Source organism: Mycobacterium sp. IDUB_21, from assembly GCF_055419425.1.
Genome location: NZ_JBVAXQ010000023.1, coordinates 1 through 22,277, shown reverse-complemented (window position 1 = coordinate 22,277; position 22,277 = coordinate 1). Strand labels below are relative to the sequence as shown.

Genomic DNA, 22,277 nt, shown 5'->3' with positions numbered 1-22,277 from the left:
CCCGCAACATGGACACTCAAGCGTCTTTCCTCACTCTCGAGGCTGCGCGCTTAGGCGGTACCTTCCCGACGCCCACGTCCAGGATGTCGGCTTTGACGTCAGACCGCGTTGGCAGGGCGCCTGCGCTTTTTCGGCCCTGGGCTACCTTGGCCTTGCGGCCCTGGGCAACCTTGGCCACATTCGAGCCGTTTTGGGCGTGTTCGGTTGGGTGGTGCTCAGTTCGTGCGGTTGTCGGGGTCGTTACATAATCACCCATGTCGACCTTGGACAGTGCGCGCTTGAACTGGGTGGCGAAACCGGGGTACATGGTGCCGTTGTATCCGTCATTCGTGAGGTACCAGCTCTTGCAACCCGAATTCCAAGTCGTACTTCCCAACCGCTGCTGTACCTCGCCGTGGTAATTATTTTGCCGATCTTCGCGGACCTCGAGCGTACTGAGATCATTCGCGATGATCGCGCCGATGGCTTTGACGATGTAGTTGATCTCGGCCTCCATGTACACGAGGGCCGAGTTATGGCCGGGCCCTGAATTTGGTCCGAAGGTGAAGAAAAGATTGGGATAGCCTGCGACGGTGACGCTCCGGTACGCATAGGCGCCCTGGGACCACTCGTCGGAGAGCTCACGACCATGCGCGCCTCGGATGGGAAAAGGTGTGCCAGCCTTGCATACATCGAAGCCGGTGGCGAAGACGATGCAGTCCAGTTCGTGTTCGATGCCATCTGCGGTCCGTATGCCATTCGGCGACAGGGTCGCGATCGGCCATGAGACGAGCTTGCAGTTGTCGCGCTGAAGAGCGGGGTAGTAATCGCTGCTCATCAGCATCCGTTTGCAGCCGGCACGGAAGTTCGGCGTCAGCTGGCGCCTGAGCCAAGTATCCGATACCTGCCTCCGCAAATTCGCCTTCGCCAGTAGCTGGATGCCAGTGGTGACCGGGGTATCCCAGACCATGCCGACGGCCATGAGCTCGTGGCCCCAAAACCACGCCTGCCGTCCGACGTTCTGCACGCGAGGCAAGCGACGAAACGCCGTCCGCACCCACTGCGGATGGGAGAAGTCGGGCCGAGGGAGGACCCAGCCGGGGGTGCGTTGGAAGACCTTGACCGACCGCGCAGTCTTCACCAGTTCGGGAATGATCTGAACAGCGCTGGCTCCGGTGCCGATCACGGCGACACGTTTGTCGCTCATGTCGTAGTCGTGATCCCAACGCGCACTGTGGATCTTGTGACCATCGAAGGTGTCCAGTCCGCGGATGTCCGGCAGGCTCGCATTCGCCAGCGGCCCACTGGCCATCACTGCGGTGCGCGCCGTGAACTGCGAGCCGTCAGCTGTCTGCGCCGTCCACAGTGCGCTTTCCTCGTCGAACTCCAGACCGGTGACGTTCACTCCGAACCGGATGAAACGCGACAGCGAGTACTTGTCCACCATCGTCTTGATGTAGCCGAGGATCTCGGCGCTGCCCGAATACGCGCGGGACCAGTCCGGATTTTGCTCGAACCCGTAGGAATAGAGCAGCGACGGGATGTCGCACGCCGCGCCGGGATAGGTGTTGTCCCGCCAGGTACCACCCACCTCGTCGGCACGTTCAAGGACAACGAAATCGTCGATACCCTGTTGTAGCAACCGGATTGCGGTTCCCAGGCCGGCGAAACCCGCACCGACGATCAAGACGGTCGTGGTGTCGCTCATCTGGCCACCGGTTCGTAGGTCAGCTCTTCTGTCCACGTCGGTGACTTACCGAGCACCTCGGTGGGGAAGTGGTCGATCGCGGTACCCAGCCGCTGCGAAATGAAATGCAATGGCTGAGAACGCTTGATGCTGGCGGACATGTGAGCCTTCAAGATGTGGTAGCCCGGAACGCGGCGCGTGAACTCACTACGATCTCCGACGTTCTCGTACCGCATCACCGCGTTGTAGAGCTTCTCCTCCGACAATCCCATGGCGTTGAGATTGGTCAACATCCTGGTGAGCAACGGCACGTAGAGGACGCCGCCGAGAAGGATTCTCGGGTCGATGAGCGCCCCCATCGTCTGAGTCGCATGAATGCGCATGGGGCTGGCGCCGAGGTCGTTCAGAACCTGGAATCCCACTGCCAAGTGCCGCGATTCGTCGTTGTTGACCTTGTTGAAGACCTCGGCGCAGAGCGGATCCTGCACCTCGTCGAGAAGGAACTTGAGCAATGCTCCGTCGAGCGCAGTCTCCAAGGCTGGGATCGCCGCTCCGATCACCGTCAGCGGGAGGGCCTCGGCGTATCGGTCGATCCACTCGATGACCAGTCGAATGTTCTTGTTCGGCACCGGGATTTCCCCTTCCTCGAGCATCCCCCACCGCTGCATGAGCGCCAGCTCCGCGTTGGCGTGCCGCTGCTCCTCGGCATGGAAATACCGGTAGATGTCACCTAGAGCCTCGAACGGCGCTTTCGGCGCCATGGCGGCGAACGCGCGTGCACCGACGTGTTCTATCCACACCACGTCAGCCATGAACTGCTTCAGTTCGGGCCGCTGCTCATCAGTGATTTTATCGGCGCCCGGCGCATCCCAATCGATGTCGGCCAGCGCCCACTGCCGATTCTTGATCGTCTCGAGCATATCGCTGTATTTGAATGCCATTGGAGTCTCCTTTGTCCTTGTCTGGAATGACTTAGCGCGCGATTCGCTCAACCAAACCGAGCGCACGGGTATACGTGGCAGGCACTGCCCGCTTAAATAACCAGAGAATCTTCGCGTCGACTTGGGGTAGGACGTGCAACTGACCGCGATCGTTCGCGTCCAACGTTTTGCGCGCCACCGATTCCGCCGACACGCCGGTCCACTTCATCAAATTCGTTGCCAGCTTGGCGGCCGACTCCTCAATACCAGGGTTATCGACGATGTTGGTCTTGACAAATGTCGGGCACAGTACAGTCACCGCCACACCAGTACCACTCAGCTCGGCCGCCAAAGTCTCGGATAGCGAGAGCACGCCGGCCTTGCTGACGTTATAGGCACCCATCCGGGGCGCTGCTCCAAAACTTGCAGCCGATGCGACGTTGATAATTCCCCCGCTGCCCTTCGCACGAAGTCGCGGTACGAAGATCTCGCAGCCGTAAATCACTCCCCACAAGTTGACTGAAAGTGTCGCTTCCCAGTCCCGCTTGGGCGTCGCGCCGATGACATTGCCACCGATTCCGATGCCCGCGTTGTTGATCACCAGGCTGGCTGCCGCGCCGAACCACTTCTCGGCGCTGTCGGCGAGTTCGCGGACCTGCTCTTCGTCCGTGACATCGCATGCGATGTCGAGCCCCTCGCCGCCGGCTTGGACGACGAGCCCGACCGTCTCCTTGGCACGCACCGGGTCGATGTCGGCACACACCACTCGTCCACCTCTACGGGCGAGCTCCACCGCGAAGGCACGGCCAATTCCGCTGCCCGCTCCCGTTACGACCGCGTTGGCGCGGCGGCTCAGGCGAGGCGGTCTGTCCCACCTCAAGATATCCATCACTACTGAATCCTTTGCAGATTACGGCGACGCCTGACCTGTGAGACAAGCCGGCCTGCAGCCATCTGGTGGCGGTGAACACAATTGTGGTCGCCTGCCACCAGTTTGATGCGGCGCTCCTGCCTTTGTCAAGATGTATTCGTGCGGACAAAGGCAGCAAGGTGGGGCGGGCGTACTGGCGCCGAACGACGGGCTGACCGGCGGCGGCGCCTAGTGAACGCGGCGACGGAGATCTGGACGGAAAGCGGATGGGCTGCCGTGACAATGCGTGGGGTCTGCTCCAGAGCCGCGCTGAACGACCGATATTTCTACGAGGAGTTCAAGACGCGCGATGAGTTGCTCGTAGCAGCGTGGGACAACGTGCGGGACGAGATGCTCGGCGAGGTTTCGGCAACATTTGCCGAACGCGTCGGTCAACCACCGATCGAAACCATTCGCGCCGCAATCTCGATCGTTGTTCTCCGCATCGCGCAGGATGCCGGGCGAGCACAGATCCTGCTGACACAGCACGTCGGCAGTTCAACATTGCAAGATCGCCGAGCAGTGGCCTTGCAGGAAGCCACCCAGCTGGTCATGGCCGCCAGCAAGCCGCATCTGAAGCCTGACGCAGACGAAATGGCTTTGCGTATGGACACGTTTGTAGCGGTCGGCGGCTTCGTCGAACTGATCAGCGCCTGGCACGCAGGACTACTGGTCGATGTAAGTCAGGTCGACATCGTCGAACATACGAGTAGACTTGCTGAGACGCTGGCTCGCCGCTACGTGATTGATACGGCTCGCTAGCTGGTACTCGGGATGCAGTTTCCCGGTGGCGAAGGCTGCATTGGCCGCAGGGGTCGTGACACACCGTTGACTTACCTTAGAAACGGTGGAAGGTCCGTCTCGTCGACCTGCCAAGCCGACGCTACTACTGTCGAATGGCGGCTTCACTCAGAGGCCAATCTGCTTGGCGATGATCTCCTTCATGATTTCGGTGGTGCCGCCCCCGATACCCAGGATGCGCGAATCGCGATAGTGCCTTTCGACCTCGGTCTCGCGTAGGTAGCCCATGCCACCGTATAGTTGGACGGCGGTGTCAACGGCGAGCGCGCAGGCCTCTACGGCTTGGTTCTTGGCCATCGAGACCATCCGCACGTCGGTGTCTCCGGCGACGATGCGGTCCACAGCGGCACGGGTGTACGTACTAGCCACGTCGACGGCCGTCGACATATCGACGATCTTGTGCCGCACCACCTGTCGGGTGGATAGCGGTCGACCGAAGGTTTCGCGCTTCTTCACCCAATCCAGCGTCAGGTCGAGGCAGCGCTGGGCCGTGGCGTAGCACTGGACGGCGATGAAAGCACGTTCGACTTGGAACTGTTGCATGATCTGCAGGAATCCGCTGCCTTCGGGGCCAACCAGATTGACCACCGGCACGCGCACGTCGGTGAATCCGAGTTCGGCGGTGTCGGAGCACAGCCAGCCCATCTTCTTCAGTGTCCGCGAGACCGAGAAACCCGCGGCGCCACGCTCCACCACGAGCAGTGAAATCCCCGACGGGCCCGGGCCGCCGGTACGCACGGCGGTGGTCACGAAATCGGCGCGGACACCCGAGGTGATGAACAGCTTCGCACCGTTGACCACGTAGTGGTCGCCGTCGCGCCGTGCGGTAGTGCGGATGCCGGCGACGTCAGAACCGGTGTCGGGTTCGGTGATGCCAAGGCTGCCGATCTTCTCCCCGGCCAGGGTCGGCGCCACGAAGCTGCGGATCTGCTCGGGATCGCCCTGCGCGGCCATATGGGGCACTGCGATGTGATGCGTAAGTAGGCTGGCCAGTAAGCCCGACGAGCCGCCGGCCTCCATCACGGCCTCGGTGAGCAGCACCAGGTCGCGCAGGTCACCGCCGGAGCCACCGATCTCTTCGGCGAACCCGATGCCCAGCAACCCCGCTGCGGCTGCGCGGCGGTGGAGTTCTCTAGGGAGCTCTCCGGCGTCCTCCCAGTCTTGCAGGTGAGGAACGATCTCCTTCTGGGTGAACGACATCGCGAGGTTGCGCAACGAGATGCGCTCGGGCGTCATCCACGGGTCGGCTGCGGCCGCCTCCGCTTCCCGCTGATCCGGCTGTTTCATGTGAGTTGCTCCTGCTGTGATCACTCGGGGACGGCACGATTGCCACGTCGACCCCATTGTCGTCGAATGTTAATGACCGATAACGTAGCGTGTCAGGAGATCGACGTTGATGTCACCTGGAGGAAAGTTGATTGACGTCCTGCCCGACCGGGTCGACACCCGCGCGCCGGTATACCTCGAGAATCGCGAGGGACTCATCGCGCAGCTCGATGCGCTCGCCGAACAGCTGGCGCTGGCCAACGGTGGCGGCGGCGAGAAGTACGTCGCCCGGCACCGTAGCCGCGGCAAGATGCTGGCTCGGGAGCGCGTCGAGCTGCTCATCGACCCCGACACGGCCTTCCTGGAACTCTGTCCGTTCGCGGCGTGGGGCACGAAGTTTCCGGTGGGCGGCAGCGTTGTTGTCGGCATCGGCATCGTCGAAGGCGTCGAGTCGATGATCATCGCGCACGACCCGACCGTGCGCGGCGGAGCCTCGAACCCCTACACCTTCCGAAAAGTGTTCCGGGGCATGGCAGTCGCCCGCGAGAACCGGCTGCCCATAATCAACGTCGTCGAGTCGGGCGGGGCGGACCTGCCCACGCAGGCCGAGATCTTCGTGCCCGGGGGCCAGCTATTCAACGACCTCACCCAGCACAGCGCGCAGGGCCTGCCGACACTGGCGCTGGTATTCGGTAACTCGACGGCAGGCGGCGCGTACATCCCCGGCATGTGTGATTACGTGGTGATGGTCCGCAACCGGTCCAAGGTCTTCCTCGGTGGTCCGCCGCTGGTGAAGATGGCGACCGGCGAAGTGTCCGACGACGAGTCGCTCGGCGGCGCCGACATGCACGCCCGCACCTCCGGGCTGGCCGACTACATGGCCGAGGACGAGCAGGACGCCATCCGGATCGGGCGGCGCATCATGGCCAGACTGAACTGGCGCAAGCTCGGGCCCGGCCCGACACAGCCACCGACCCCCCCGCTGCGAGACCCCGACCAACTCCTCGGGATCGCTTCGGTGGACCCGAAGGTTCCCTTCGACCCACGTGATGTCATCGCCCGAATCGTGGACGGGTCCGCCTTCGACGAGTTCAAGCCGCTATACGGCACCTCGCTGGTCACCGGTTGGGCCTCGATCCACGGATACCCGGTAGGGATCCTTGCCAACGCGCGCGGAATCCTGTTCAGCGAGGAGGCGGAGAAGGCCGCCCAGTTTATTCAGCTGGCGAACCAGATCGACACGCCACTGGTGTTTCTGCAGAACACCACCGGCTACATGGTCGGCGCGGAGTACGAGCAGGGTGGCATCATCAAGGACGGCGCGAAGATGATCAACGCCGTCTCCAACAGCGCTGTCCCACACCTGACGATCGTGATGGGCGCGTCCTACGGTGCGGGCAATTACGGGATGTGCGGGCGGTCCTACTCTCCCCGCTTCCTGTTCACCTGGCCCAACTCGCGTTCGGCCGTCATGGGCCCGGCCCAGCTCGCGGGCGTGCTGTCGATCGTGGCCCGCGAGTCGGCCGCCGACCGGGGGCTCCCGTTCGACGAGGAGGCCGACGCCCAGATGCGCGCTGCCGTCGAGGGCCAGATCGAGCGTGAGTCGTTGGCGCTGGCCAACAGCGGCAGGCTCTACGACGACGGGATCATCGACCCGCGCGACACCCGTACCGTTCTCGGGTTCTGCCTTTCCGTGGTCCACAACAGCGAGATCCGTGGCCAGCGTGGCTACGGCGTGTTCCGGATGTGATGGCGATGCCCGTGATCAAGAAGCTGCTGGTGGCCAACCGGGGAGAGATCGCCCGACGCGTGTTTCGGACCTGTCGCGAACTCGGCATCGCGACCGTCGCCGTGTACTCCGACGCCGACGCCGACGCCTGGCACGTGGACGATGCCGACGAGGCCGTCCGGCTACCGGGTTCCTCGCCGGCGGAGACCTACCTCGACGGTGACCGGGTGATCGCCGCCGCCCTCCTCACCGGCGCCGACGCCGTGCATCCCGGCTACGGCTTCATGTCGGAGAACGCCGGCTTCGCGCGGGCCTGCGCCGACGCCGGGCTCGTGTTCGTCGGCCCGCCGCCGGATGCCATCGACGCGATGGGTTCCAAGCTGACGGCCAAGGCGATGATGGCCGATGCGGGCGTGCCGGTTCTCCCGGGCGGCGACGCGACCGGCCTGGACCCCGACAAGCTGCGCAAGCTCGGCGCCGAGATCGGCTACCCGCTGCTGGTCAAGGCGAGCGCGGGTGGAGGCGGGCGCGGCATGCGGGTTGTCGAGTCGGCCGACGACCTCGACGGAGCCGTGGCCTCGGCCTCGCGCGAGGCGATGTCGGCGTTCTCGGACGGCACGGTGTTCCTCGAGCGGTACGTGCAGCGTCCCCGCCACGTTGAGATCCAGCTGTTGGCCGACATGCACGGCACGGTTGTCTCGCTGTTCGAGCGGGAGTGCTCGGTGCAGCGCCGCCACCAAAAGGTCATCGAGGAGGCGCCCTCGCCCGTCGTCGACGACGACCTGCGCGCCCGGATGGGCGCGGCGGCGGTCGCGGCGGCACAGGCCGTGGGTTACGTCGGGGCCGGAACGGTCGAGTTCGTCCTCGACGCGAACGGCGGCGATGACGACGGGACGTTCGCCTTCCTGGAGATGAACACCCGGCTGCAGGTCGAGCACCCGGTCACCGAACTCGTCACCGGGCTCGACCTCGTGCGCCTGCAGTTGCTGGTGGCGATGGGTCGGCCACTGCCTGCCGAGGTGAGCAAGCCGCGGATCACCGGCCACGCGGTCGAGGCCCGGCTCTACGCCGAGGACCCCACGAAGGGCTACCTGCCGCAGACCGGAACGCTGCGCACGATGCAGATCCCCGACCACGTCGGGGTCCGGGTGGACTCCGGCGTGCGCGACGGCTCGGTGGTCAGCCACCACTATGACGCCATGCTGGCCAAGGTGATCGCCTGGGCGCCCACCCGCGCCGAGGCGCTCGGCGCGCTGTCCGCCGCGCTCGCCGGCGCCCGGATCCACGGACTCACCACCAACCGGCATCTGCTGGTTCGCGTTCTGCGCCACGACGAGTTCGCCGGACGCGGCACCGACACCGGGTTCCTCGACCGCCACGACGTGGCCGACCTCGGCGCAGCCCTCATCGACCGCGACGGGGAGGGCTTGCATGCCATCGCGGCCACACTCGCCCAGGTCGCGGGACGCCGCGCGGCGGCCCCCGTCCAGCCGACGCTGCCTGCCGGGTGGCGCAACAACCCGTCCCAACTGCAGTCCACCGGATGGCTGACCGCCGACGGCCGCGAGCGTCGGGTGGGCTATGCGCTGCTCCGCGACGGCGTCGAGGTCGAAGTCGACGGCAAGCCCGTCGAAGACGTCAGCGTGCTCGTGCAGCGGCCGGACCGGGTGGTCCTGGAGACCGGCGGGGTGCGGCGCGGCTACGACGTCGTCCTCGACGCCGACATTGCCTATGTCGACAGCCCTGCCGGGTCCACTGCGTTTACGCAGGTACCACGGTTCCTGGACCCGAGCGCGCTAAAGCCGGCGGGCTCGCTGACGGCGCCTATGCCGGGTTCGGTGATCCGGCTGCCCGTCGCCGCGGGCGACGTCGTGACGGCCGGGCAGGCGCTGGTGGTGGTGGAGGCGATGAAGATGGAACACACCATCGTCAGCCCAATCGACGGGATCGTCGCCGAGCTTTCGGTCGAGGTGGGTCAGCAAGTGTCCACCGGCGATGCCCTCGCGGTGGTCGGAGCGGCCGCCGGTGCAGACCAGGATTGAGCACCACCCGACCCGTCACCGGCCCCGGTGGCCGGTGACATCGAAGTAGGAGAGCGGTATGGAACTGCACGAGACCGAGGAGCGGCGAGCGCTGCGCAAGGCCGTGTCCGAGATCGCCAAGGACTTCGGGCACGACTACTACGTGGCCAAGTCGCTCGGCGGGGAAAAGAGTTCGGAACTCTGGCACGCCGTGGGGAAACAGGGGTTCCTCGGGGTCAACATCGCCGAGGAGTACGGGGGCGGCGGCGGCGGCATCTACGACATGCAGATCGTCGGTGAGGAACTGGCCACGGCCGGCTGCCCGCTGCTGATGACGGTGGTCTCCCCCACCATCTGCGGCACGATCATCCAGGCTTTCGGCAGCGACGAACTCAAGGCACGCTGGCTGCCGGGCATCGCCAGCGGCGAGATCATCATGGCGTTCGCGATCACCGAGCCGGATGCGGGCTCTAACTCTCACAACATCTCCACCCACGCCAGGCGCGCCGGTGGGGATTGGGTGCTCAACGGCACCAAGTATTACATTTCCGGCGTCGACGAGGCGGAGGCCATCCTGGTCGTCACCCGCACCGCGACTGACGACCGCGGACGCGGACGGCTGAGCCTGCTCGTGGTCCCGACCGACGCGCCCGGGCTGACCAAAACCCTCATCCCGGTGCAAGCGGTGACACCTGAAAAGCAGTTCACGCTGTTCTTCGACGACGCACGGGTGCCGGCCGAGAACCTGATCGGCGCGGAAAACGACGGTCTGCGTCAGGTGTTCATGGGCCTCAACCCCGAACGCATCATGGGCGCCGCCCTGGGCAACGGCATCGGCCGCTACGCACTGGACAAGGCCTCCGCCTACGCGCGCGAGCGCAAGGTCTGGGACGTGCCGATCGGAGCCCACCAGGGCCTGTCCCACCCACTCGCGCACGCTAAAATCCAGCTGGAGCTGGCCCGGCTGATGACCCAGCGGGCGGCCTCACTGCACGACGCCGGCGACCCCGGTTCCGCGGAGGCGTCGAACATGGCCAAATACGCTGCGGCCGAGGCGGGCATCCTCGCCCTCGACCAGGCGATCCAGACCCACGGCGGCAACGGGTTGGCCACCGAGTACGGGCTGGCCACTCTCTGGGGCCCGGCACGGCTGATGCGGACCGCGCCGATCAGCCGAGAGATGATCCTCAACTACGTGGCACAGCACAGCCTCAACCTGCCACGATCGTACTGAGCATCCTTCATCCGTTCCTGTCCGCTTCCGTCTACCAAGACGGACAGTGGTGATCGGTCGCCCGCCGGGGCCGGGTCCTGCCTTAACGAGCATTTGTCAACCAAAACTGCCGAGGAGGCAAATCAACATGGATCGCGGTATCGGTCAGTGGGTCACCAGACGGGCCTTCCTCAACGGGCAGCGCACAGCGCTCGTCCAAGGTGACACCAGCTTCACGTACTCCGACTTCGATCGGCGCACCAACCAGGTGGCCTCGAGCCTGTTGCGTCTCGGTGTCCGTAAGGGGGACCGGGTGGCCATACTGCTGGTGAACTCGGTCGAGTTCCTGGAGGTCCTCCTCGGCTGCGCGAAGATCGGCGCCATCACCATCCCGATCAACGTCCGGCTCGCCGGCCCGGAGATCGGCTACATCCTCGCCGACTCCGGCGCCGACGTGTTCGTGTTCCACGCGCCGCTAGCAGCGGCGGCGGTCAGCGCGCTGACCGAGCCTGGGGTCCGGGTCCGCCACACGCTCCGGGCCGGGGGCGCCCCGGCCGACGGCGAGATCGCCTACACCGACCTGCTCTCCGACGGTGCGCCCGCGCCACTCGACAGCGACGTCGAGGGCCGCGACCCCGCGTTCATCATGTACACCTCGGGCACCACCGGCCGCCCGAAGGGCGCCATCCTCACCCACGACAACCTACTGTGGAACGCCATCAACGTGCTGGGCGCCGAACAAGGCCTGACCGGCAGCGACGTGACTGTCGCAGTCGCCCCGATGTTCCACATCGGCGGGCTCGGGGTACATACGTTGCCGTTGCTCTACGTCGGCGGGACCAGCGTGATCCTGCCGTCGTTCGACCCGGTGGGCACGCTCAAGGCGATGGCCGAGAGCCGGGCCACCGTCCAGTTCATGGTGCCGGCGATGTGGTCGGCGCTGACCCAGGTGCCCGACTTCGACTCCTACGACCTCTCCGCGCTGCGTCTGGCCATGGGCGGCGGCGCACCGATGCCGCTGACTGTCATCGACTTCATGCACCAACGCGGAGTCCCCTTCACCGAGGGATTCGGGATGACCGAGACCGCCCCCATGGTCTCGGTCTTGGACGCCGCCAACATCACCACGCGGGCCGGGTCGATCGGCCGGGTCGCCATGCACGTCGATGCCCGAATCGTCGACGCCGACGACCGGGACGTCCCGGCCGACACCGTCGGCGAGCTCCTGGTGCGCGGACCCAACGTGTTCGTCGGGTACTGGATGAAGCCGGCGACCACCGCCGAGGCCTTCCGGGGCGGCTGGTTCCACACCGGCGATCTCGGCCGGATCGACGTCGACGGCTACATCACGCTCGTCGACCGCAAGAAGGACATGATCATCTCGGGCGGGGAAAATGTCTACCCCATCGAGGTCGAGCAGGTGCTGTTCCGTCACCCCGGTGTGCTCGACGCCGCGGTCGTCGGCGGTCCGGACGACAAGTGGGGTGAGCGCGTCGTCGCCGTGGTGGTGGCCGACCCAGCCGCCGAACAGGTACCCGGCGCCGACGAACTGATCGCCTGGTGCCGCGAACGGCTGGCGCATTTCAAGTGCCCGCGCGAGGTGCACTTCCTTGCCGAGCTGCCCCGCAACGCCACCGGCAAGCTCCTCAAGACCGAGCTGCGCAGGCGATTCACCGGTGTCGAGGGCGGCGTCGTCCAGCGCTGAGGCACGACACCGGAGGCGGAGCTCGGGTTTGGGAAGTGTTGTCGCGACGAGTAGCCAAGGTCACCGCTGCAAATAGCTGAAGATGTTATTTGTCGCTAACGTTTAGAGGCGCAGGGTTGGGACTTGTCGGCCGAGACAACCGGGAGGAACACGACATCCGGCATGTGTTGCGGGTGGGTCTTGCCATGCGCTCGCCTGTCATCTTGCGATAGGTGCTTGAGCGTCCCTGACGCCCATGAGCTTCGGCGAAAGGGGGGTGCTTCAGTGTCGTACGGCGGCGACCGACGACTCCACCCGATCAGCCTTCCCGCAGTAGAGCCCGGTGGCAGCGTCGAAACATGAATCGGACTCGGACCACGAGGCCCGAGACATCCGGATCGCCGTCGGTCACCACACCCATCCGTCCGAGACTACCGGTGTTACTACGCTGCGAGGAGTACCGCGGTCGACTGCGGCCAAGCCCACGCTCTGGCGTGGCGCACCCAGCTGAGATCCACCGTCACCGATTACGCGTTGATTCACGCATCGGTTTCTCGGACAGTCCTCGTTCATCACCGCACGGGTGTCAGCCGAATCGGCAGATAAGTGGTGCCCCGAAGTGAGCTGTTGGTTGACCAGGTGGCCGAACCGGCCGCTGCGATGGCCGAGGCTTGGGAAGTGAGTTCGCGGAGCACCGCCTGGCCCTCCATGCGACTGAGGGTTGCTCCGATGCACATGTGAACGCCGTAGCCGAATGCGATGTGATTGCGCGGATTTCGGTCAGCGCGGTAGGTATCGGGATCCTCGAAGACCTCAGGGTCGCGATTGGCCGCGCCGAATGCCAACAAGAGCCGCGACCCGCTCGGGATAGTCACCTCGCCGACCCTGTAGTCGGTGCGAGTGTAGCGGTACAGGTTTTGGATGGGCGCCGAGTACCGCAGCTGTTCCTCGACAGCGCTGGGGATCAGGTCGGGATCGTCTCGGATCATGGCGAACTGATCGGGGGCGTGGGCAAGGGTGTCGAACATCCCGCCGATGAGGTTGGTGGTGGTTTCATTCCCAGCGAATAACAGGAGCATCGCGATGAAGAAGAGCTCGTCGTCGGAGAGCTTGCCGTCCTCGTTGTTATCGACGAGCCGACCCAGTACGGTATCTGACCCCTTGAGCTTGCCCGAGGCCAACTGATCCTTGAAGTACCGGCGCAGTGCCGCAATCGCCCGAACCCCCTTGAGCCCCTGCCGCAGCCCGGCGGGGCTCACGCCGGCATTGATGACGCCGACACCGTCTTCGGACCATGATCGGAAGTTCTGGACATCTTCGGGCGGAATCCCGATTATGTGCGCGATCATTCGGATGGGCAAAGGCACGGCGAGGCGCTCCATAACGTCGCAACCGGGGTTGGCGACGACGTCGGCGACGAGTTCTTTGGCGAGTTGGTCTGCCATCCCCTGCCAGTCGCTCATAGCTCCCCTGGTGAACCCGGGTTGAACCTGTTTGCGAAGCCGGGTGTGGTCATCGCCGTCGGTGAGCACCAAGATCGGTGCCGAGATCTTCATTCGGGTGACGCCCTGGCTACTTGTGACGGCGTCGGTGTCGCGTAGGGCTGCTCGGATGTCTTCGTGTCGGCTCAGAATGAAGGTCGCACGTTTGGGGTTGTAGTGCACCCGCCCTCCGGCGTGCAGCGCGCGATAGGCATCGAATGGCTGCGCCGCGGTCGCTGGATCGAGTGGATCGTAATCGGTGTTTACCGCACCGGTCCATCCTGCATAGCCACGGCGCCGGACCCGTACGGCCGCAGCAATGTTCATTCCGACAGCCGCCACCACCGGTGCCCCGATTTGCCGCACCGCGCTATCCGAGCGCCATCTACTCATCGGTAGTCCCCGCTAAGGTCGCCGGACGGTTGGTGCCTGAGCGCGCTGCGCAGTATGTCATGGCATCAAGGCTGGCCAACGGCGATCCACCGCGTCAATGGTGCGGCAACAGTTGATGGGAAATCGTCTGCCCTCGGCGGGTCTGGATTATCACTATAGAGCTGTGAAATGCTAATACTGCGATTGGGAGAGTCTATTAATTCTCATTCCGAGAATTCTCCCAAGCCGACCAGGGGTGTCGAACATCGGAAGGCCTTGGAAGTGACAGGCAACGATTGGCTACTCGAGCAGCCCAGAGCGGCCGCTGCGACTGAAAGGATTCTCCAGGCGGCCGCGAGTTTGATCGGACGCCGAGGCTTCGATGATTTCTCCATCCACGAACTCGCCGCGTCGGTCCACTGTTCGCCGGCAACGATCTACCGTCACGCGGGTGGGAAAGCCGCGATTTGCGAAGCGGTCGTGGTGAGGCTGTCGTCGCGCATCGTAAACGCCGTGGACGACGCAATCTGCGATTTGACAGGGCATGAGCGGATCGTCGTCGCCGTCAGCGTGGCCCTACACCACCTCCGCACGGAACACATTGTCCAACAACTGCTTCGGTCATCCAATCCGAAGAACCGGCGATGGATCGAGACCTCGCCGATCGTCACCGGCATCGCGACAAGCATGATCGGCTCAGACCGTCACGACGAGGCCGCCGCCCAGTGGTTCGTACGCGCAGTGCTTGCGCTGTGGCACTGGCCGGCAAGCGTTCCTGGCACAGAACGTGAGATCATTGAGCGGTTCCTCGGGCCAGCTTTGAGCGCGTAAAGAGCGTGCCACTGAGCCCAGCAAGGCCTTCGCCTTCGTCTCCCCAAGCCGATCTCATTGTCGATGTTGACGACGGTTGAAAACCCGGCCAGTTGCGACGTTGATAGAACTCATCCCGGAACTACCTCCTCGCCTTTCGGCCGGATATGACAGCCGCGGGGTGTTGGGATCCGGGTGTGCAGCGTCGAGTTCCGTGGTCGGCGTCTTGTGCTCCGGGCCCCGCTGGAGGTGTGGACGTGGAAGCTCATCTTCGTCGGTCTGGCCGTTGCTCGGTCTGGCGTTGTCGGTATTTTCGTTTGGCATCGAGGCCTTCGTACCCGCGGATGTGCACCCCCCCCGAGGAATGCGTTCACGGAAGCGGTTCGTGAGGCCTTGACAACCTGACGTCGCCGGGCCGCGGCCATCGCAAGGCCCTGAAAGACGCTCAGTCCGACGAGTCGTTCAGCGTGCGGTCGAGAAAATCTGCGACTGCCGAAGTGAAGGCGTCGTTGTCGTCGCCCGCAACCATGTGGCCCGTGCCCGAAACGTCGACAGCCTCGGCGTGCGGTACGACTTCGAGGAACTCCTCGACCGACTGCTGCGACGTCACGTCGGAGTGAACGCCGCGAATGAGAAGCGTTGGTGCTCGCACGCGGCGGGCCCCTTCGATGAGAAGGTCGCTTATGGCGCCGAATTCTTTGGCACCAGTTGCTGGGTCGCCCTGCAGGAACTCGAAGTTGGAAGCTATGAACGCCGGATCCCATCGCCAGATCCACCGACCGTCGTCGCGCTGCTGCAAGACCTTTCGGAGACCGTCCAAGTTCTTGGGCCGAGCGCGATGCCGGTTGTACTGGGCAATGACGTCCGCGGCCGCGTCGAGCGTATCGAATCCGTCGGGATGGGCGCCCATGAAAGACACGACGCGGCGTGCTCCGTGAAACTCCATTCGCGGAGTTATGTCGACCAGTACGACGGCTCCCCACAGATCGGCAGGCGCCACCAAATGCGTTCCCAACACCGTCATGCCGCCCAAGGATGCGCCAACGACAGCTGGCGGGCGGCCATCGCTGGCATATCGGCGAATCGACAGCAGGTCGGATGCAAGTCGGTCGAGATCGTATCGACCATCGGGGTCCCACTCGCTGTCGCCGTGACCGCGGGCGTCGTAAGCGACGACGGTATACCCGCGCGCGTGTAAGCGGCGCGCCGTAGTCGCCCAGGCATGGCGGTTCTGTCCACCGCCGTGCAGCAGTATGACGACCGCGCGGGCGGATTCGTGTCGGTAGACATCGGCTGCAAGGGCGGTTCCGTCTTCGTTGCGGACGCGCTCGAACGTTGAGGTCATTTGCTGTGTCCTCGATGGTCGCCTTGGGCAGCGTTCTCGTTCCGCGACCGGATCACGAGGCGCTCTGGGCGACGACGGTCACTGTTCCCTGTGCGGCGCATACCGGGCGTCCCGTATTGGTGATGTCGATCCTGGCGACGCCGCTACGCTTCCCCAGCGCGATGATGTCGGCGACCGCAACGCAGACTCCACTGGACACCGGACGTAGGAGGTTCAGTTTGAATTCGGTTGTGGCCACCCATGACCCAGGTGGGATCACCGGATAGAACACCACGCCCAAGCAGTGGTCGACCATCGCTGACAGGCATCCGCCATGCAGAGTGCCGAAAGGAGTCAACAAATCGGCTCGGGCGTCCATTTCCACTACCAGTCTCCCGGCGGAGAACTCGATGTGGCGGAAGTCCAAGTACTTGGCGAGCCCTCCCGAGGTTCCCCCCGCGTGCTGGAGCTCCTCGGCTATTTGCTTGTTGAACTGGGGGAAGTCCATGGTCAGCGCCTCGTTTCGTTCAGCGATACCGATGCCATCGCTGAGACACTACTCCGCAGTTGTCGCAGCAATGCAACTGTGAGTGTCGGCCAGTAGCGCGGGAAGCAGGAATCGGCGCAAGAAAGCATCGATTCCTTCGGGGCTGCGGTGCCGGGGGCCGCGAACCGCGAGCAAGCTGAGGATGATGCGCAAAATCCATTCGGCGGCGTCATCGACCGAAACGCCGGCTTCGAGTTGATGCCAGTGTGCGGCGAACACGGGTCGCAGAAACTCGGCGACGAGTTCGAACAGCGCCACCGACGTTCCCTCGGCCAGTCCCACGCCGGCGAGTTCATCGTCGCTGGCGAAGAGCATGCCGATTATCGGTTCGCGGCGTGCCGCGCGCACCGTGACTGCAACGAAGTCCAATATGGCAGAGCCCAAGTCGGTGTGCGCCAAGATCCGTCCGCTGGTGCGGTGCAGGTAGCGTTCCGCTGCGCGGACGATGACACCGGATACGACGGATTCGCGACTAGCGAAGTAGCGATAGACCGTGGCGCGCGATACGCCCGCATGCCTGGCGATATCCTCCATCGTGGTGCCCGACAGCCCCTTGCCTTGCAGGCACGTTTCGGCGGCGTCGAGTAGGCGATCGCGCGCCATATCGCGGTTTCGCCCAGGAGTCGCGTCGCCCCGCCGCAACGATCTCTTCGTCACGGGTACGAGTATGCCCTGTCAAGGGACTCGCTCTGTCGAACACCCGCGGTTGTCGCATGGAAACGGATGTGACAATATCGCAGTCGTGTCGCATAGAAGACGTCGACGATGAGCGTGATCTGACCGTTGGCCATCCCACCACGCACTCCGGTTGTCGTCGGCGTCGGTGAACTCACACATCGCGGTGAAGGCACCGTCGATCCCATCGATTTGGCCGCCGAGGCCGCGCGTCGAGCGCTGCATGATGCTTCGGCCGCGATCGGGCATCGCATCGATACCGTGGCGACGCCCGGAATCTTGATGATCCCACGCGACAACCCCGCGTCGAGGATTGCCGAAGCGACTGGGCTGACGCCGAATCATCGCATCAGTTGTCCGGTCGGCGGCAACACCCCCCAGTATCTGGTCGAGGTCCTCGGCCGCCGCATTTGGCGCGGCGTCAGCGACGCGGCTCTGATCGTCGGAGCGGAAAGCGGCGCGTCAGCACGCAAAGTCGCATCCGGTAGCGCACTTTTGGAGCCCAAACCCATCGCAGCACAGGACGAGTCACTCGGTGACACCCGCCCGGGACTGAGCGAAGCTGAGGTGGGCGCCGGGTTACATTGGCCGCACGAGGTGTACCCGATCTTCGAATCCGCGATCGCGGCCCGATCAGGCCGCACATTCGACGAACAGCGCCGCTGGCTGGGTGACTTGATGGCTCCGTTCACGGTTGAGGCGTCCCGACATCTCGAGCAGGCCTGGTTTCCGCGTGCCCGTAGCGCAGACGAGCTCAGCACGGTCTCCCCGGCTAACCGGATGGTGTGCGAGCCGTATCCGAAGCTGCTCAACAGCATCATCGCCGTGGATATGGCTGCCGCTTTCGTGATCATGGCCGCCGAAGTCGCCGAGGAACTCGGAGTGCCCAGTGATCGTTGGGTCTTCCCGTGGTCGTCGGCCACATGCAACGACGTGTATTTCCCGGTTCAGCGGCCTGATCTGGGTCGTTCCGCCGGAATAAGGGCCGCCGGCAAGGCGGTATTGGCGGCCAGTGGACTTCACATCGACGACATTAGATGGTTTGATTTCTACTCTTGCTTTCCTTCCGCGGTCGAGGCGGCGATCGACGCCTTGGATCTCGACCCGGCGGATGACCGCGGGTTCACGGTGACCGGCGGACTGCCCTACCACGGAGGGCCGGGTAACAACTATGTCAGCCATTCGATCGTCGAGATGGTGCGACGCTGCAGGAGCGACCCGGACGCCGTCGGGCTCGTGTCCGGACTGGGCTGGTACATCACAAAGCACTCGCTGGGTCTGTGGTCGGCGACTCCACCGCCAACGGGATGGCAGACTCCGGACATGGCCGATGCGCAGTCTGCGATCGACGGCACCTCCCTCCCGGTCGCTTCTCCCGCCGACGCATCCGGAGAGGCGACCATAGATGGATACACCGTCGTGCACGACCGTGACCAAGGCCCCTCCTGGGTGCCGATTTTCGCGCGCATGACCGACGGCCGCCGCGTCGCGGCGCGCAGTGACGATGCCGAGGTGGCGGTGGCAATGTCACGAGACATGTGCGTCGGACACCAAGTCGCCGTGCGGCAGGCGGACGGACACGTCGAATTCGAACTGTCGTGAACGCCGACGCGCTCGTGCTGACCAAGCCGCGCACCCTTGAACGGCGGCATCTTCCGGTGCCGCGCATCGACGACGAGTCCGGTCTCCTGCGGATCGAGGCGTGCGGGCTCTGCGGAACCGACCACGAGCAGTTCAGCGGACACCTGCCGACGGGGTTCGCCTTCATCCCCGGACACGAGATCATCGGCGTCATCGAGGGAATCGGTGACGCCGCGCGCGAGCGTTGGGGCGTCTCGCTGGGTCAGCGAGTCGCCGTCGAGGTGTTCCGATCGTGTCGGGAGTGCGACTCGTGCGGCCGCGGCGAGTATCGCAGGTGCTCGAGCAACGGCCTCGCCACCATGTTCGGCTTCGTCGACGTGAACATCCCGCCCGGCCTGTGGGGAGGCTATGCAACCCACCTGCATCTGCCGTTCGATTCCATGCCGTTGCCGGTCCCGGACGGACTCGACCCGATCGTCGCGACGTTGTTCAATCCGCTTGGCGCAGGGATCAAATGGGCTGCCATGTTGCCCGAGACAAGCCCGGGCGACGTCGTCGCGGTCCTCGGACCAGGGATCCGCGGGATTTGTGCTGCCGTAGCCGCCAAGGAGGCCGGAGCGGCATTCGTCGCGATGACCGGGGTCGGCCCTCGCGACCGAACTCGGCTAGTGTCCTGAGTCATTAATTCGGCGACAGTAGTTGGCCACCGATTCGAGGATTTGGTCGGCGGTCTTGGTCCAGACGTAGGGCCGTGGGTTGTCATTCCAGGTGTCGATCCAGTCGCGGATGTCGGCGTTGAGTTGGCGTACTGAGGTGTGGGTACCGCGGCGTAGTTTCTTGGTGGTCAGTTCGGCGAACCAGCGTTCGACCAAATTGAGCCACGATGAGCTGGTCGGGGTGAAATGCAAGACGAAGCGCGGATGAGCGACGAGCCAACGCTTGACCGCCGGCGTCTTGTGAGTGGAAGCGTTGTCGAGCACGACGTGGCATTCCAGATCGGCGGGCACTTCAGCGTCGATCTTCTTCAAGAACGCCAGAAATTCCTGGGAGCGGTGACGTGCATGCAAGGATCCGATGACTTTGCCGCTGGCCAGATCCAGAGCGGCGTACAGACTCGAGGTGCCGTGGCGGACGTAGTCATGGGTGGCCCGCGCCGGGGTGCCCGGAAGCATCGGGAACACCGGTGCGGTGCGGTTGAGCGCCTGGATCTGAGTCTTCTCGTCGACGCAGAGCACCATGGCCCGCTCCGGCGGATCCAAGTAGAGCCCGACGATGTCGCGGACCTTGGCCACGAACAACGGATCCTTGGATAACTTCCACGAATCCTGTTTGTGTGGCGCCAATCCGAACGCTCGCCATACTCGAGACACCATTGATTGCGACAGATCCAGATGCTGGGCCATCGACCGCGTCGACCAGTGCGTGGCATCCGGTGGAGAGGTTTCCAACGTCGCGGTGATCAACGCTTCGATCTGCTCGTCGCCCACCACGCGAGGACGGCCCGGTCGCGGTTCGTCAAGCAGTCCATCACAACGCTTCTCGGCAAACCGGTTCCGCCACTTGCGGATCGTGCCCCGATGAAGTTCAAGCCGATCAGCGACTTCGGCGTTGCCACCGCCATCAGCGCATGCCAACACGATCCGGGCCCGAACGGCCAACCCAGCAGCACTGTTGCGCCGACGAACCCAGCCCTCTAACTCGGCGCGTTCGGCCTCGGTCAACACGATCTCGACAGCATGTGGCGACGGCATCACCCATGCTAACAAGAGTCGTCGAATTAATGACTCAGGACACTAGCCGCAGCCCACCAGTTCGGCGTGGACCTGACCATCGACGTCACCGAAGACGACCCGGCGCAGGCCCTGCAAATGGCGACCGGCCGGCTCGCAGATGTCGTCGTCGACGTCACCGCGAAGGCGCCAGCCGCATTCGCGGACGCCGTCGCACTCGCGCAGCCCGGCGGACGCGTGGTGGTCGCGGGCACACGCGGCGGCGGCGGAGCGCCGGGCTTCGAGCCAGACCTGCTCGTATTCAAGGAACTACGCATCTTCGGTTCGTTGGGGGTCGACTTCCCCGCCTACCAGAGCGCCATCGAGCTGCTGGTCTCTAGGCGTTGGCCCTTCGAAGAATTGCACCGCGAGATCACCGGTTTCGCCGGCCTGCCCGGGCTGCTCGACCTTCTGGCCGGCAACGAGCCGGACCGGGTCCCCGCTCTGCACAACGTCTTTGTGCCGATCGCCTGACAGCGCCAACTAGCGCCCAACCGGAAGGATCCACCGTGAGCAGCCAAAGCCGGGTTGACATGCTTGCCCTGACAGATGCCCGCGAGCGCGCCGCTCAATGCGGGATTCCGGACGCCATGGCTGAACTGTCTGTTTTCAGGATCGCGCTTCATCAGCCCCCTGTAGCCGTCGCATTGCATGGAATGCTGGAGGCGTTGCTGTGGAAAGGCGCGCTGGATGCGCGGCTACGGGAGCTGATCATCATGCGAATCGGCTGGGTCACTGTGGTTCCCCCGAAATCGTGGAGGGTTTCCTATGCCGCTTCCGGCTTGGTCTTGGATTCCCTGATCTCGTAGTTGACGGGCGAGAGCCCGTCGGCGGCACTGTGCCGACGTTGGTGATTGTAGAAGGTGTAGCACCAGTCGATAACCGCAGCCTGCGCATGAATGGTATCACGGAAACGATTGCGGGACAATACTTCCCATTCCAGCGAGGAAAAGAACGCTTCGGCGGCAGCATTGTCGAAACACGACCCGACCCGGCCCATTGACTGCCGAACCCCCAACTGCCGGCACAGCGTGGTGAACGCGTTTGCGGTATAGGTGCTACCGCGGTCGGTGTGGAATATGACCCGTTGGGACTGCTCATCGCGCCAGATCACGTGGCGGCCGCCGCGCGCGGCCACGGCCATTTTGATGGCCGCACACGCCAAGTCGGCATCCGGGTGCAGGCCCATCGCCGCCCCCAGCAGCCGGCGGCTATAGAGGTCGAGCACGGTCGCCAAATACAGTTTCTGCCCGGACTCAGTGGGGATCTCGGTCATGTCACCGACCCACTTCCGGTTCGGCACGGCCGCGATGAAATCCCGTTTGAGCAGGTCAGGGAACTTCGGTGCCGTCTTGTCCTGCCTGGTGAGCCCATTGCGGCGCTTGATGCGGCGCGCCACCAAACCCTGGCGGCGCATCGAGTCGGCCACCGTCTGTCGGCGGACATGAAAAAATGCCCACAGGCGGACATGAAAATGCCCATTCGCGGCCAATAAGACCTGCCCACCG

The 22,277-nt window shown here is 64.4% G+C and carries 17 protein-coding genes and 3 pseudogenes; 10 read left to right on the top strand and 10 right to left on the bottom strand.

Going from position 1 to position 22,277, the window contains the following annotated elements; all coding sequences use genetic code 11:
* Positions 1-16: 16 nt before the first annotated feature.
* From ACZYY4_RS22710 to ACZYY4_RS22700, 3 genes are read right to left on the bottom strand one after another with little or no spacing between them, the layout of a single operon-like run.
* Positions 17-1,687: a flavin-containing monooxygenase gene (locus ACZYY4_RS22710; protein WP_011895450.1), complete on the bottom strand. Its 1,671-nt coding sequence runs from the start codon at positions 1,685-1,687 to the stop codon at positions 17-19.
* A complete protein-coding gene (locus ACZYY4_RS22705) occupies positions 1,684-2,607 on the bottom strand; it encodes a hypothetical protein (RefSeq protein WP_011895451.1) in 924 nt (307 codons plus the stop codon). Before ACZYY4_RS22705 ends, ACZYY4_RS22710 begins: the two co-directional genes overlap by 4 nt.
* Before the next feature lie 31 nt (positions 2,608-2,638).
* On the bottom strand, positions 2,639-3,475 hold the full coding sequence (locus tag ACZYY4_RS22700; RefSeq protein ID WP_011895452.1) for an SDR family NAD(P)-dependent oxidoreductase: 837 nt from the start codon (positions 3,473-3,475) through the stop codon (positions 2,639-2,641).
* Positions 3,476-3,616: 141 nt separating this feature from the next.
* On the opposite strand from ACZYY4_RS22700, the gene ACZYY4_RS22695 reads away from it, so the two are divergent.
* Positions 3,617-4,258: a TetR/AcrR family transcriptional regulator gene (locus ACZYY4_RS22695; RefSeq protein ID WP_463812300.1), complete on the top strand. Its 642-nt coding sequence runs from the start codon at positions 3,617-3,619 to the stop codon at positions 4,256-4,258.
* Positions 4,259-4,405: 147 nt separating this feature from the next.
* Here ACZYY4_RS22695 and ACZYY4_RS22690 read toward each other — a convergent pair whose 3' ends face one another.
* Positions 4,406-5,605, bottom strand: coding sequence for an acyl-CoA dehydrogenase family protein (locus tag ACZYY4_RS22690; protein ID WP_463812306.1), 1,200 nt, complete (start codon positions 5,603-5,605; stop codon positions 4,406-4,408).
* A 106-nt stretch (positions 5,606-5,711) separates the two neighbouring features.
* Between ACZYY4_RS22690 and ACZYY4_RS22685 the strand changes: the two genes are divergently transcribed.
* The 4 genes from ACZYY4_RS22685 (at position 5,712) to ACZYY4_RS22670 (ending at position 12,231) form a co-directional block, all read left to right on the top strand.
* Positions 5,712-7,313 carry an acyl-CoA carboxylase subunit beta gene (locus ACZYY4_RS22685; RefSeq protein ID WP_463812299.1) on the top strand — a complete coding sequence of 534 codons (1,602 nt, stop codon included), beginning with the start codon at positions 5,712-5,714 and terminating at the stop codon, positions 7,311-7,313.
* A 5-nt stretch (positions 7,314-7,318) separates the two neighbouring features.
* Entirely contained in the window at positions 7,319-9,334 is a 2,016-nt protein-coding gene (locus ACZYY4_RS22680) for an ATP-binding protein (RefSeq protein ID WP_463812298.1), read from the top strand.
* 58 nt (positions 9,335-9,392) lie between these two features.
* The gene (locus tag ACZYY4_RS22675; RefSeq protein WP_463812297.1) at positions 9,393-10,547 is read left to right on the top strand and encodes an acyl-CoA dehydrogenase family protein; all 1,155 of its coding nucleotides are present in this window, start codon (positions 9,393-9,395) and stop codon (positions 10,545-10,547) included.
* A gap of 127 nt (positions 10,548-10,674) precedes the next feature.
* Complete coding sequence (locus tag ACZYY4_RS22670) at positions 10,675-12,231, top strand: acyl-CoA synthetase (RefSeq protein WP_463812296.1); 1,557 nt, start codon at positions 10,675-10,677, stop codon at positions 12,229-12,231.
* Positions 12,232-12,782: 551 nt separating this feature from the next.
* Here the strand turns inward: ACZYY4_RS22670 and ACZYY4_RS22665 are convergent.
* Entirely contained in the window at positions 12,783-14,018 is a 1,236-nt protein-coding gene (locus ACZYY4_RS22665) for a cytochrome P450 (RefSeq protein ID WP_463812295.1), read from the bottom strand.
* Between the two features lie 327 nt (positions 14,019-14,345).
* Here ACZYY4_RS22665 and ACZYY4_RS22660 point away from each other — a divergent pair, with 327 nt between their 5' ends.
* Entirely contained in the window at positions 14,346-14,894 is a 549-nt protein-coding gene (locus ACZYY4_RS22660) for a TetR/AcrR family transcriptional regulator (protein ID WP_043985023.1), read from the top strand.
* Positions 14,895-15,318: 424 nt separating this feature from the next.
* On the opposite strand, the gene ACZYY4_RS22655 is transcribed toward ACZYY4_RS22660, so the two are convergent.
* Genes ACZYY4_RS22655 through ACZYY4_RS22645 form a run of 3 tightly spaced genes read right to left on the bottom strand, consistent with a single transcriptional unit; the run spans position 15,319 to position 17,347 of the window.
* Positions 15,319-16,218, bottom strand: coding sequence for an alpha/beta fold hydrolase (locus tag ACZYY4_RS22655; protein ID WP_011895462.1), 900 nt, complete (start codon positions 16,216-16,218; stop codon positions 15,319-15,321).
* A gap of 52 nt (positions 16,219-16,270) precedes the next feature.
* A complete protein-coding gene (locus ACZYY4_RS22650; RefSeq protein WP_011895463.1) occupies positions 16,271-16,705 on the bottom strand; it encodes a PaaI family thioesterase in 435 nt (144 codons plus the stop codon).
* A 48-nt stretch (positions 16,706-16,753) separates the two neighbouring features.
* On the bottom strand, positions 16,754-17,347 hold the full coding sequence (locus ACZYY4_RS22645; RefSeq protein ID WP_011895464.1) for a TetR/AcrR family transcriptional regulator: 594 nt from the start codon (positions 17,345-17,347) through the stop codon (positions 16,754-16,756).
* A 180-nt stretch (positions 17,348-17,527) separates the two neighbouring features.
* On the opposite strand from ACZYY4_RS22645, the gene ACZYY4_RS22640 reads away from it, so the two are divergent.
* Together ACZYY4_RS22640 and ACZYY4_RS22635 are read left to right on the top strand one after the other, a co-directional pair.
* A complete protein-coding gene (locus ACZYY4_RS22640; protein WP_105387182.1) occupies positions 17,528-19,021 on the top strand; it encodes an acetyl-CoA acetyltransferase in 1,494 nt (497 codons plus the stop codon).
* Positions 19,018-19,668 (top strand): annotated as a pseudogene (locus ACZYY4_RS22635) (alcohol dehydrogenase catalytic domain-containing protein); the annotation flags it as partial. The gene ACZYY4_RS22640 and the pseudogene ACZYY4_RS22635, both read left to right, overlap by 4 nt.
* Here ACZYY4_RS22635 and ACZYY4_RS22630 read toward each other — a convergent pair.
* The gene (locus tag ACZYY4_RS22630) at positions 19,666-20,751 is read right to left on the bottom strand and encodes an IS630 family transposase (protein ID WP_463812294.1); all 1,086 of its coding nucleotides are present in this window, start codon (positions 20,749-20,751) and stop codon (positions 19,666-19,668) included. The pseudogene ACZYY4_RS22635 and the gene ACZYY4_RS22630 overlap by 3 nt on opposite strands.
* Positions 20,752-20,793: 42 nt before the next feature.
* On the opposite strand from ACZYY4_RS22630, the pseudogene ACZYY4_RS22625 reads away from it, so the two are divergent.
* Together ACZYY4_RS22625 and ACZYY4_RS22620 are read left to right on the top strand one after the other, a co-directional pair.
* A pseudogene (locus ACZYY4_RS22625) lies at positions 20,794-21,243 on the top strand (zinc-binding dehydrogenase); the annotation flags it as partial.
* A gap of 59 nt (positions 21,244-21,302) precedes the next feature.
* Positions 21,303-21,506 (top strand): annotated as a pseudogene (locus ACZYY4_RS22620) (carboxymuconolactone decarboxylase family protein); the annotation flags it as partial.
* Positions 21,507-21,535: 29 nt separating this feature from the next.
* Here the strand turns inward: ACZYY4_RS22620 and ACZYY4_RS22615 are convergent.
* A partial coding sequence (locus ACZYY4_RS22615) for an IS3 family transposase (protein ID WP_463812293.1) occupies positions 21,536-22,277 on the bottom strand: 742 nt, incomplete at its 5' end.